The following is an 11,888-nucleotide window of genomic DNA, read 5'->3' as shown; positions in this document are numbered from 1 at the left end:
GCTTGCAGCGACCCACGAGGAGAACATGATGATAGGCAATGAAAATGGTTTCAGCGCCCCGCCTGGCAGCAGCGGCAGGGGACAAAGCGCCGACGATGAAGAGGCCGTCGGTCAATTTTCCGTCCCAGGCGACGACGACAATGCGGCCGAGAGCGCGTCCGTCCCGGACGTGCCCGACGCCTTGAGCGGCGTCAGCATGGAATTGCTGGAAATCAAGCGCAGCATCGAAGACGGCATGCGCCAGTCCATCTCGCAGGCGGGCGGCGTGCGCGCGGCCGATGCCTTCAGCGACGGCGGCAATATCCAGGGCGTGTCCATCGGCCTGGGCGAGGGCGCCAGCGACAGCTCGTCGGGCGAACCGGGCTTGCCGGCCCTGACCCTGTACGTGGCCGAACCCACGTCCGTCGACCGCGCCAAGGCCGCCATCGTGGGCGCCATGGGCGTGCGCGCCGTGGCCAGCGACAAGGTGCCCGTCAACATCGTCGTCACGGGCGTGATCGATGCGCAACCGCACCGCTTCCGTCTGCGCCCGGCGCCGGGCGGGGTATCGGTCGGGCATTTCCGCATCACGGCCGGCACCATCGGCTGCCTGGCTGTGGGGCGCAGCGCGCCGCGCAACAGCCGCCTGATGATCCTGAGCAATAATCACGTGCTGGCCAATTCCAACGGCGGGGTGTTCAACGATTGCATCGTGCAGCCCGGCCCCATCGACGGCGGCCGCTGTCCGCAAGACCAGGTGGCCGTGCTTGAGCGTTTCGTGCCCATCAATTTCAGCGGCGGCGTCAACTTTGTCGACTGCGCCACCGGCTGGGCCTGGCCTGACCGGGTGCGGCCCGAACTGGTTTACCTGAGCGGCGGCGTGCCTGCCTATTTCCGCATCAGCAATGCGCTGGTGGCGCCTGCGCTGGGCATGCTGGTCGGCAAATCCGGACGCACGACGCAATTGACGCAGGGCCGCATCACGGGGCTGGGCGCCACCATCAACGTCAACTACGGCGGCGGCCGGATCGCGCTGTTCCAGGACCAGATCGCTATCACGGGCGTCAGCGGGGCGTTCAGCGCGGGCGGCGATTCCGGCTCGTCCATCTGGACCTGGAACCAGCAGCGCAATCCCGTGGGCCTGCTGTTTGCCGGCGGCGGCAACATCACGTTTGCCAACCAGATGCGGCGCGTGGTGGTGGCGCTCGACATCAATTTGTACACCTGAGTACGCGTTCAGAAGCAAGCGGGCGGTGTCACGCCGCCTTGCATAACGCTGCCTTTTGCACGATGATGGTTGAGGGCCTGTGCCGGCAGCGAGCGTCGCCTGGCGCGTCTTCCTGAGCGTTTCTGCCGGGGCAGGCTGCTGGCCGGGGCAGCCGCCTGCTTGCCCGGCGAAGCGCGCGGCGGCGCCCGATGACCGGGTGTATCATGGAATGCATCAGGAGGGTGTGTCATGTCAAACAGTAAATTTGCACAATCGTCATATGCCGTCTTCGAAGATGCCGCCATGCCGTATTTGCCGGACGAGACTCTTGGCCAGGGCGCTGCCGGCGCAGGGTACGCCCATGCCGTGCCCCAAGGCCGGCTGGAAGCGGCCAAGCGGCGCAATGAGCGGGCGCTGATGGCCATCGACGGCGTGGAAGGCGTGAGCCTGGGACGCAACGCCGTCGGCAAGGAAGCGCTCGTCGTGTATTTGCGCGACTCGTCCGTCAAGCGGCGCGTGCCCTTGCAGGTCGAAGGCTATCCGGTGGAAACGAGCATCACGGGCCAGATCGACATCCAGCGCTGGTAGCGCACTGGCGCGGCGGGCTTGCCGTCACGCTAATCAGAAGCTTACCCGCAGCTTGCCCGCCGGCGAGGCAGCAGGCGGCAGGCCGTGCGCCGGACGTCGGCGCGTTTGGATCGCTTGTCGCGTGGCAGGTTTTGATGCGGCTGGTGCTCAACCCGCGGGCCGTTGCGGCGGAGGGCCCCGTTCACTGGCGGCCCTCCTGAACCTTCGCCCTCCTTGCCAAGCCGCGGGTCTTGCCGGCGCGCCTTATTTGCTCAGGCGGCCGATTGCTTCGGCCACGCCCGCGCCATAAGCGGGGTCGCACAGGGTGCAGTTGCCGATGTGGCGTTGCTTGACTTGCTCCGAAGCGCCCGAAATGGCGCGCGCCGTGTTGTCGAACAAGGCTTGCTGCTGTGCCGGACTCATCAGGCGGAACAGGGCGCGCGGCTGCGAATAGTAATCCTCATCGACGCGGTGATTCCAGTGGTCGGCCGCGCCTTCGATGCTCAATGGCGGTTCGCGGAAATCGGGCTGCTCGGCCCATTCCTGCTCGCTGTTCGGCTCGTAGCCCAAGGTTCCGCCCTGGTTGCCGTCCACGCGCATCTGGCCGTCGCGGTGATAGCTGTGGAACGGGCATTTTGGCGCATTGACGGGGATATGACTGTGGTTGACACCGAGGCGGTAGCGCTGTGCGTCGCCATACGAAAACAGCCGGCCTTGCAGCATCTTGTCCGGCGAAAAGCTGATGCCGGGCACCACGTTGGCCGGGTTGAAGGCCGCTTGTTCCACTTCGGCAAAGTGATTGTCCGCATTGCGGTTCAGTTCCAGCACGCCCACCTCGATCAGCGGATAGTCGCCGTGCGGCCACACCTTAGACAGGTCGAACGGGTTGAGGTGATAGGTGCCTGCCTCTTTTTCCGGCATGATTTGCACGTACAGGGTCCAGCGGGGGAAATCCTTGTTTTCGATGCTTTCGTACAGGTCGCGGTGCGAGCTTTCGCGGTCCTTGCCCACGAGTTCCTCGGCTTGCGCATCCGTCAGGTTTTGAATGCCTTGCTGGGTTTTAAACGTGAACTTGACCCAGAAACGCTCGTTTTGCGCATTCAGGAAGCTGAAGGTATGGCTGCCGAAGCCGTGCATGTGGCGGAAACTGCGCGGCAAGCCCCGGTCGCTCATCACCACCGTCACCTGGTGCAGCGCTTCGGGCAGCGACGTCCAGAAATCCCAGTTGCTGTTAGCGCTGCGCAAGCCCGTGCGGGGATCGCGCTTGATCGCGTGGTTCAGATCGGGAAATTTGAGGGGGTCGCGCATGAAGAAGACGGGCGTATTGTTGCCGACCAGATCCCAGTTGCCTTCTTCCGTGTAGAACTTCAGGGCGAAGCCGCGGATGTCGCGTTCCGCGTCCGCCGCGCCCCGTTCGCCAGCCACCGTGGAAAAGCGCGCGAACATGGGGGTTTGCTTGCCCACGGCGCCAAAAATCTTCGCCCGCGTGTAGCGCGTGATGTCTTGCGTGACGGTAAACGTGCCATGCGCGCCGGAACCCTTGGCATGCATGCGGCGCTCGGGAATGACTTCGCGGTCGAAGTGGGCCAGCTTTTCCAGGAACCACACATCTTGCAGCAGGGCAGGGCCGCGGGGGCCCGCCGTCTGGATGTTCTGGTTGTCGACTACAGGCGCGCCAAAGGCAGTGGTCAGCTTTTTCATTGGACTCTTTCTTTATAGGGAGGTCAACGGACGAGCCAGGGCCTACCCAAACACTGGCTGGGCTGAGCATTGCGAGGCGCTCACCGAGGCTGGTCCAGAGTAACAAATTTCTAAAAAGCAAATTCAGTGTAATCCATTTCGAGGCCGGCAACAGCCCCGCCGCGTCCGGGGAAGCAGCGTGCCCATCATAGCCCCTGGGCGAGGTCCAGGCCAACACGATAGCCGCGGCGCATACGGCTAGGCGGCTGACGCCGCGCGCAGGGCGGCCAGCGACCGCAGCTGCCTGCCAGGCGCGGGCAGGTTGTCCGGCGCCAGCCACTGCGCCAGCGCTTGCCGCACGGCGGGCCAGTCCCCATCGATGATGGCAAACCAGGCCGTGTCGCGGCTGCGGCCCTTGTAGACGGTGGCCTGGCGAAAGACGCCTTCGAACTGAAAACCCAGGCGCAGCGCCGCCTGGCGCGATGGCGCATTCAGGCTGTCGCACTTCCATTCGTAGCGGCGGTACCCCAAGGTATCGAACGCGTATTGCATCAGCAGATACTGCGCCTCGGTGGATGCGGGCGTACGCTGCAGAGCCGGCGAAAACATGACATTGCCTACTTCGATGACGCCATTGGCCGGATCGATGCGCATCAGGGCCAAGGTGCCGACGGCCAGGCCGCTCGACAGATCGATGACGGCGAAGTGCAAGGGATCGTTGCCTTGCGCGGCCTGCACCGCGTAGGCGCGGTAGTTCTCCGCGTCGTCGAAGGGGCCGGCAAGCATGTAGGTCCAGCCCCGCTGGTCCGGCGCCTGCGCATACGCGCGGGACAGGTCTGCCGCGTGCCGGCTGGCATCCAGCGGCTCCAGGCGGCAATAGCGGCCGTGCAGGGTCAGGCGTTCGGGACGGGGGCGGGCGGACCAGTGCGGGATCGGAGCGCCGATGGCTTGCTGGAAGGAATTCTGAAACGACGACATGGATGGCTTTCTGCTGAGGCGGCCCGCACGCTGCGGTCCTGAGACAGGCAGGATAAGTGGGGCTTGGCCCCATCACAAGCGCCAGTCAGTGTATATTTCATAGTGCCACGATTTCACGCCTACCCCATGAACCAGCCGCAAACGCCTCTCGAACTTCCCCTGTCCCGTGCGCCGGACGCCGCGCCCCTGCAACGGCAATTGCATGCGCGCCTGAAATACGCCATGCTCGCGGGCAGCCTGCCGGCAGGAACCCGCCTGCCCGCGTCGCGCCTGCTGGCGCAGACCCTGGGCATTGCGCGCAATACCGTCAGTGCCGTGTACGAGCAACTGGCGGTGGAAGGCTTTGTCCTTGCGGGGCGGCAAGGCACGGTGGTTGCCGTCTTGCCGCAGCCTGGCGTGGCGCCGGCCGCGCCGCCCATGCCGCCGTTAGCGCGGCGCACAGTACCGTTGTCGGCCACGCCCGTCACTGAATGTGTTCCCGCCGCGCTGCGTCCCGGCGAACCGGCCTTGCCGCAGTTTCCGCTGGCAGCGTGGCGGCGCGCGCTCGATGTTGCCTGCCGCAGCGGCAGTGCCGCGCTCGCGTATGGCGAGCCGGCTGGCAAACCGGCCCTGCGCGCGGCGATTGCCCGCTATCTGGGCGTGGCGCGCGGTGTGCGTTGCGTGCCTGGGCAAATCATCATCACGGAAGGGGCGCAAGAGGCGCTGGGGCTGTGCGTGCGGCTGCTGAGCAACCCTGGCGAGACGGCGTGGGTGGAAGACCCCGGCTACCGCGGCGCCAAGGCGGCCATGCGCGCGGGCGACCTGCGCATCGTGCCCATGCGTGTCGATGGACAGGGCATGGTGGCCAGTGCCGAGGATTGGCAGGCCCGGCCACCGCGCCTCGTCTACACGACGCCTGCCCACCAATATCCGCTGGGCCCGGTGCTGTCGGCCACGCGGCGCCTGCAGCTGATCGAGGCGGCGCAAGCGCATGGCGCGTGGCTGATCGAGGATGATTACGACAGTGAATTTCGTCATGCGGGCGAGCCGATCGCCGCCATGCAGGGCTTGGCCAGCCAGGGGCCGGTCTTGTATGTGGGCACGTTCAGCAAGACCATGTTTCCCGCCTTGCGCCTGGGCTTTCTCGTCTTGCCGCCCGCCTTGCTGGCGGCGGCTCAGGCACCGCTGGCCGCCATGCTGCGCGGCGGGCACCGGCTGGAACAGCTGGCCATGGCGCATTTCATCGACAGCGGGCAATATGCGCGCCACTTGGGGCGCATGCGCCGCCTGTACCGCGAGCGGCAACAGGCTTTGCGCGCGGCGCTGGCGCAGTCGTTCGACGTGCCGCACAGCATAGAGGGAGGCCATTGCGGCCTGCACCTGACTGTCCGTCTGCCCCCGGATTTTCCGGATGCCGCCATCGCCGGGGCCGCGCGCGCGTACGGCTTGGCGCCCACGGCCCTGTCCAGCTTTGCGCTGGCGGCGACGCCCGCGGACAATGGCCTGGTGCTCGGCTACGGCAACACGGCGCCCGGCCTGTACGCGCCGCTGCTGAGGCGCCTGGCGCAGCTGGCAAGGGCAGCGCGCCGGATGCCCGTCTGAACTAGAAACGGTTCCAGTTGTTGTGCCGGTGCTCCGTCGCTTCCTTCATCAGGTGGCCCGCGCGCAGAGCGTCGCCGGCCTGCACCGTCATCGCCAGTTCCTGGATGGCGGGCGGATATTCGTGGTGGGCCGCTTCTTCCAGCAGTTCACGCCCCTTGGCCAGGTCGCGCGGCACGCCGCGGCCTTCGCGGTAGGCGTTGTACAGCAGGAACATGGCATGCGGGTTGCCCAGCTCGCTGGACTTTTCCAGCCAATGCGCGGCCGTCACGGGGTCTTGCGGCACGCCTTCGCCATTTGCCGCCAGCAAGCCCAGCATCAGGGCCGCTTTCGCATGGCCTTGCTGGGCCGCTTGCCGGTACCACAGCCACGCCTGGTCCGGGGCTGCCGCGCGCCGCATCTGGCCCAGTTCGAATGCCGCCTCCGTGTCGCCCGCGCGGGCCGCCTGTTCGAACAGGGCCAGCGCATCGGCGCGGCGTTCGGGACGGGTCTGGTAAATCAGCGCCAGTTCCCGCTCGGCCACCGGCATGTCCTTGCTGGCCCAGCTGCGCACCTTGCGTTCGGCCAGGTGGTCGCCCGCCTGGCGCGCATGCATGGCGACGGCTTCGATCTCGGCCGACGTGGGCGGCGGCGACGCCTGGCAGGCGGCCAGGGCGGCAGCGAGGACGACGGCAGGCAGGGAGAGTGCGTGTTTCATCTTGATCACCTTTCATTGCGGGGGCCGGAACCGTTGCAGTCCCGGCCCATGGACCTTATTTGCTCAGGTCGATGCGGTACTTGGCGAAGCCGCTGGCGTCGAGGCCGCCTTCGGCCGCCACGTTGGCAATGCCGCTGCCTTGCGCCAGCGCCAGGTGGCCCGGCGCCGAGCGCAGGATCACGGGACCGGCCGTGGCCGTCTTGACGAAGCTCCAGCTGCGCGCGCTGCCATTGGCTGCCAAGGTTACCTTGCCGCCCTTGGTGCTCAGCGACGCCAGGTAGTTGCTGACCACGGCCTGGTTCGCATCGGGCGACTTGATGATGGTCTTGCTGCCATCGATGCCAGGCACGGCGCCACCACCACCGGCGCGGTAGTCGTTGGTAGCCACGATGAAGTCATCGCCATCGGCCACCGCCGCGCCCTTGTACGTGAGGTTGACGATGCGGCTGCCCGCCGGTTTCGTCACGTCGATCTGGTACGTCAGCGCATTGTTTTCCGCATAAAACACGTCGTAGTTGTAGATCGTGCCATACGACGGCACCAGGTCCTGCTCGGCGCTGCTGGCCGGATCGATCTGGGCAAACTGCTTGGCCGACGTTTCCAGCCATGCCTTCAAGTCCGAACCCTTGATCTTCACCGCTTGCAGGTTGTTATTGCTATACAAATACAGATCGCCCGGATTGCGCACTTGCAAGCCGACGGGGGCGGCCGGCGTCGCGCCAGCGGCCACGTCCGTGAAGTCCGATGGCCCGTTGCGGCCCGCCTTGAATGGCGCGCTGCACGAGATCACGGGGATGTTCTTGTAGCTCGACAAGGTGGCATCCGTGCTGGTGGCGATGAAGTTCTTCACGTAGTCGAGCTGCGCCTGGTTGACCAGCTGGATGGCGCTCACGTCACCCACCAGCGCGAAGTAGGCGGACATCTCGAAATCCGTGCTGATGCCCAGCGGCTGCTTGGCGTAGGCGATGGTGGCTGCATGCTCGGTGGCCACCAGCGGTGCGATGGCCGGGTCGGCTTTCACGAGGGTCTTGCCATCCGTGTACTTGAAGCCGCGCGATTCCACGCTCGTCTTGGCCGGCTGCACCACCCACTTGCCGCCCTGATAGGCCATGGTCAGCTTGATGATGCCCAGACGGCGGCCCCAGCTTTGCGCCATGACGGTAGGCACACCGTTGACGAAACCGTTGACGGCGTCGATCTTCGCGCTGGCGGGGAAGGCGGCAAACGAGGCGTCCAGGGCGGCTGCGCCTTCTTCCTTGCCTTTCGGGAAGATCAAGTGCGAATGGCCGATCATCAGCGCATCGATGCCCGTGCTGGTCAGGTGGTAGCTGCCGTTTTCCATCTTCGGGCTGTAGGCGCTGGTGTCCAGGCCGCCATGCGACAGGGCCACGACGAGGTCGGCGCCCTTGCTGCGCAATTCCGGCACGTATTGTTTCGCCGCTTCCTGCACGCCCGTCACGCTGACCTTGCCGGCGAGTACTTTCTGGTCCCATTCGAGGATCTGCGGCGGCACAAAGCTCAGCACGCCCACATTGATCTTCACGGTCAGCTTGCTGCCATCGGGCGCCGTGGCGGCGAAATCGCGGGGCAGCACGGTGTAGGGCTGGAAGATGGGCTTGCCGCTGGACACGCCGACGACATTGCTCAGCACGGAAGGGAAGGCGGGCGCGCCGCAGGTACCCGTCGGCTTGGCCACGCCGGGAATGCCGAAATCCGTGTTGGTGATCTGGCTCAGGTAAGCGAGGCCATAGTTGAACTCGTGGTTGCCCATGCCGCCCGCATCGTATTTCAGCGCGTTCATGGCCTTGTGCACGGCCAAGGTGCCGGAACATGGCACGGGCGCGGCCACGGCCTGCAGGTCGGCGAGCAAAGTGCCCTGGATGACGTCGCCATCGTCGAGCAGCACATTGTTCGGATTTTCCGCGCGCGCCGCCTGGATCAGGGTCGACGTGCGCTCCAGGCCCAGGCTCGTGTCTTCGGCCAGCGCATAGTAGTTATAACTGAGGACGTTCGAGTGGATGTCCGTGGTTTCCAGCAATGCGACGGTGACCGTCGTGCCTTCGGGAATGGCCGGTGTGGCCGGGGTATTCGAACTGCCGTTGCAACCGACGAGACCTGCACTTGCCAGCGCTGCCAGCATGACCCAATTTGTTTTCATTACCGCCCTCGGAGAGATTCAAAGGACGCGACTGTAACGCCGCCATATGACGGCGCGATGACAGCCGTGCAAGGCGCATGGATTCAAGGGCCGCCGCAGGCAGCCACGGCCTTGGCCAGCCACGCCGCATCGACGGGCCCCAGACGCCGCGTGCAGATCCGATGTTGAGAGTTCACAATCACTGTGTACGGCAAGCCTTTGATTTGATTGCCAAAGGTGGGCAGCAAGGCGGGGCTGGACAAGGCTTGCGGATAGCTGGCCGGGTGGCGCCGCAGGTACGCTTGCGCGGCCGGTCGCGTATCGACGGCGATGCCGATCACGCGTTGCCGTGGCTGGCTGGCGGCGTAGGCATGCAAGACGGGCAGCTCCTGGATGCAGGGCAGGCAGTTGCTGGCCCAGAAGTTCAGCACGACGGCCTGGCCGCGGAACTGGTTCAGCCTGAGCTGGCCGTCGCCATCAAGGCGGGGCAGGTCGAAGTGCAGCGGCGCGGCGTGCGCCTGGCAGGCGAACGCCAGCAACAGTGCGGGCCAGCGCGTCATTGCGGTACCACGGCCGCATCCGTCATGCGGTAATACAGGCCCATGGGGTCGCTGGCCAGCACTTTCAGCTTGCCCTGCACGATGAAGGGCGCGTAGCTGAATTTCACGGGTGTGCGGCTCTTGATTTCCACCACGCCTTCCGGACCCGCGGGCAGGCAGTAGGGACAGCTGGCCGAGGTGACGGTCAGCAGGAAGTGTTTCTGCTTCTGGCCCGCTTCCAGCGGCATCATGAAGCCTTGCACCTTCACGTCAGTATTGTCGAGCGCGCTGATTTCCGGCGTGTATTTCGGCACCATGCGGCCTTTTTTTGCCTTGACCGTGGTGGCCTGGCCCAGCAGCTTCCACGACACCACGCCGGGCAAGTCCGTCAATGGGGCGAAGAACGACGGCGGTTCATCGGCTGGCGCCGCCGCGGCGATGCCGGCCAGCAGCAGGCAGGCGCTTAAAACAAGGATTTTCAACATGGCTCTCTCCTCAGGGGCGCGCCAGGGTGGCGGCGATATCGGTGCGGTAGGCGCGCAGGGCGGGAAGGGCGGCGGCCAGCAAGCCCACGCCGGCGGCGATCACGGGCAGCCACGCTTCGCCAGCGACGACGCGCCACGCCTGCAGGTTCAGTTGCTGTTCGTCTTTCATACTCCACTGCAGCAGCGCCACGCCGCCATGGCCCAGCAGCCAGCCCAGCCCCGCGCCCGCCAGCGACAGCAGCAAGCCTTGCGCCAGCAGCAGGCGCAGCAGTGTGGCGGGCGAGGCGCCCAGGGTGCGCAGGATGGCCAGGTCGGTCTTGCGCTCTTCCAGCGCGCCGTACAGGGCTACGAACAGGGACAGGGCCGCCACCAGCAGCACGCTGGCGGCAATCGCCCGCAGCACATCGATGCCCACGCCCAGCAGATTGAACAGCCGTGCCGCCTCGAATGCGGGCTGGGCCGCCTGCAGACGCGGCTGGCCATTGACCCAGCGGGGCAGGCTGACGGCCGCCAGCGGCGATGCATATTGCACCAGCACGGCCGTCAGTTCGCGCTCGGGGGCCGCTGCCGGCTGTTCATCGGGGTCCGTTTCATGCACCTGCCACACGGAGGCGACGGGCGTGAGGATCAGCCGGTCCAGCACCGTGCCCGTGGGCGCCAAAATGCCCGTCACCGTGTACGGCGCATGCGCGTGTAGTTCGCCGCCCGCCGCCAGACCGTGCGATCCCGCGAAGCGGGCCCCCAGTGTCGCGCCCGTCTCGCGTGCGGCGCGGGCGCCGAATACGGCTTGCATCGGCTGCGCGAACAGCGCCCCTTGCGCCAGGTGTGCGCCGTAATGGCCCAGCAGGGCCGTGGTGCTGCCGACAATGCGGAAGCCGTGGAAATTGTCGCCCAGCGCGAGGGGAATCGCGTAGTTCACCAGCGGCTGCGCGGCCAGGGCCGCCAGTGCCGAGTCCGGAATATTGCCGGTCGGAATATCGGCGTGATACACGGATGACAGGATCAATTGCAGTGGGGAACCTTTCGCGCCCACCACCAGGTCGATGCCCTGCGCATCGCGTTCCGCATGCTCTTCCAGCTGGACGGAGACGGCGAGTATGAAGGTCATCATGGCGATGCCGATGGCGATCAGCAGCAGGTTCAGGCTGGAGGCCAGCGGCTTGTGGCGCAGCGCGCGCCAGGCCAGGGTGGCCGCGTTCATGCCGCCCCCCTGGCGCGCGGCAGGCGCAGCACGGCTGCGTTCGGCAAGGCGGCCAGCACCCTGGCGTCGTGGCTGGCGATTACCAGCGAGGCGCCTGCTTGCGCCGCTTGCCGGGCAAGCAGATGCACGACGGTGGCGCAGGCGTCGTCGTCGAGGTTGGCCGTCGGCTCGTCGGCCAGGATCAGTTGCGGGCGCATGACGACGGCGCGCGCGATGGCGGCACGCTGCCGCTGGCCGCCGCTCAAGGCGTACGGGTAGGCATCGAGCTTGTCGGCCAGACCCAGCTGGCCCAGCAGGCTGGCGGCGCGGGCCGGATCGGGCCGCTGGTCGCTGGCGTAGGCGGGCAACAGGACATTATCGAGCACGTTCAAGCTGGGCACCAGCGCCAGTTGCTGGGGCAGCAAGCCGATGGCGCGGCCGCGCCAGCTGTCGCGCTGGCGCGGCGTGAGGCTGGGCAGGGACGTGCCCGCCACTTCGAGGCGGCCGGCCTGGGGCGCCAGGATGCCGGCCAGCAAATGCAGCAAGGTCGATTTGCCGGAGCCGGATGGCCCCAGCAGCAGCGCGTGCTGTCCGATGGGCAAGTGAAAGGCGGCGATGTCCAGCACGGGGCGGGCGCTGTCATAGCCGTAGGTCAGTGAGTCGAGGTGGAGCATGGAGTCTTTCGGAAAGCTGGCCGGCTGGCAAAGATTGCCGCACAAATGCAAGTGAGCTGCATTATAATTCAAACGCAATCGACTTGCATTTAAAAATCCGCCGCGCATTGCCGCCGTATTTGCCAGCGCATTTGCAACCGCATCTGCCACCCTATTTGTCAACCTTCATCGTCCCCATCCGAAAGAT

The 11,888-nt window shown here is 66.2% G+C and carries 10 protein-coding genes and 1 pseudogene; 3 read left to right on the top strand and 8 right to left on the bottom strand.

What is annotated here, in order from left to right:
• The first annotated feature begins 25 nt into the window (after positions 1 to 25).
• Both GCN75_RS01525 and GCN75_RS01520 read left to right on the top strand, forming a co-directional pair.
• Entirely contained in the window at positions 26 to 1,207 is a 1,182-nt protein-coding gene (locus GCN75_RS01525) for a S1 family peptidase (RefSeq protein WP_226940997.1), read from the top strand.
• Positions 1,208 to 1,435: 228 nt separating this feature from the next.
• The gene (locus GCN75_RS01520; protein WP_152281031.1) at positions 1,436 to 1,774 is read left to right on the top strand and encodes a hypothetical protein; all 339 of its coding nucleotides are present in this window, start codon (positions 1,436 to 1,438) and stop codon (positions 1,772 to 1,774) included.
• A gap of 243 nt (positions 1,775 to 2,017) precedes the next feature.
• Here the strand turns inward: GCN75_RS01520 and GCN75_RS01515 are convergent, their stop codons facing one another.
• Together GCN75_RS01515 and GCN75_RS01510 are read right to left on the bottom strand one after the other, a co-directional pair.
• Positions 2,018 to 3,454, bottom strand: coding sequence for a catalase (locus GCN75_RS01515; RefSeq protein WP_152281030.1), 1,437 nt, complete (start codon positions 3,452 to 3,454; stop codon positions 2,018 to 2,020).
• Positions 3,455 to 3,697: 243 nt separating this feature from the next.
• Positions 3,698 to 4,411 (bottom strand): annotated as a pseudogene (locus tag GCN75_RS01510) (GNAT family N-acetyltransferase); the annotation flags it as partial.
• Positions 4,412 to 4,537: 126 nt separating this feature from the next.
• Between GCN75_RS01510 and pdxR the strand changes: the two are divergent.
• A complete protein-coding gene (pdxR, locus tag GCN75_RS01505) occupies positions 4,538 to 5,992 on the top strand; it encodes a MocR-like pyridoxine biosynthesis transcription factor PdxR (protein WP_152281028.1) in 1,455 nt (484 codons plus the stop codon).
• Position 5,993: 1 nt separating this feature from the next.
• On the opposite strand, the gene GCN75_RS01500 is transcribed toward pdxR, so the two are convergent.
• From GCN75_RS01500 to GCN75_RS01475, 6 genes are all read right to left on the bottom strand, one after another.
• Entirely contained in the window at positions 5,994 to 6,686 is a 693-nt protein-coding gene (locus tag GCN75_RS01500) for a tetratricopeptide repeat protein (RefSeq protein ID WP_152281027.1), read from the bottom strand.
• A gap of 55 nt (positions 6,687 to 6,741) precedes the next feature.
• Entirely contained in the window at positions 6,742 to 8,844 is a 2,103-nt protein-coding gene (locus tag GCN75_RS01495) for a bifunctional 2',3'-cyclic-nucleotide 2'-phosphodiesterase/3'-nucleotidase (protein ID WP_152281026.1), read from the bottom strand.
• Between the two features lie 83 nt (positions 8,845 to 8,927).
• Entirely contained in the window at positions 8,928 to 9,383 is a 456-nt protein-coding gene (locus GCN75_RS01490; RefSeq protein WP_152281025.1) for a TlpA disulfide reductase family protein, read from the bottom strand.
• Entirely contained in the window at positions 9,380 to 9,847 is a 468-nt protein-coding gene (locus tag GCN75_RS01485) for a DUF3299 domain-containing protein (protein WP_152281024.1), read from the bottom strand. Before GCN75_RS01485 ends, GCN75_RS01490 begins: the two co-directional genes overlap by 4 nt.
• A 10-nt stretch (positions 9,848 to 9,857) precedes the next feature.
• A complete protein-coding gene (locus GCN75_RS01480) occupies positions 9,858 to 11,048 on the bottom strand; it encodes an FtsX-like permease family protein (protein WP_152281023.1) in 1,191 nt (396 codons plus the stop codon).
• On the bottom strand, positions 11,045 to 11,701 hold the full coding sequence (locus GCN75_RS01475; RefSeq protein ID WP_152281022.1) for an ABC transporter ATP-binding protein: 657 nt from the start codon (positions 11,699 to 11,701) through the stop codon (positions 11,045 to 11,047). Before GCN75_RS01475 ends, GCN75_RS01480 begins: the two co-directional genes overlap by 4 nt.
• Positions 11,702 to 11,888 lie beyond the last annotated feature (187 nt).

This window comes from Janthinobacterium violaceinigrum (assembly GCF_009208555.1).
Classification (GTDB): domain Bacteria; phylum Pseudomonadota; class Gammaproteobacteria; order Burkholderiales; family Burkholderiaceae_D; genus Janthinobacterium; species Janthinobacterium violaceinigrum.
The sequence above is the reverse complement of the archived record's forward strand: the minus strand, read 5'-3'. Positions and strand labels throughout refer to the sequence as shown.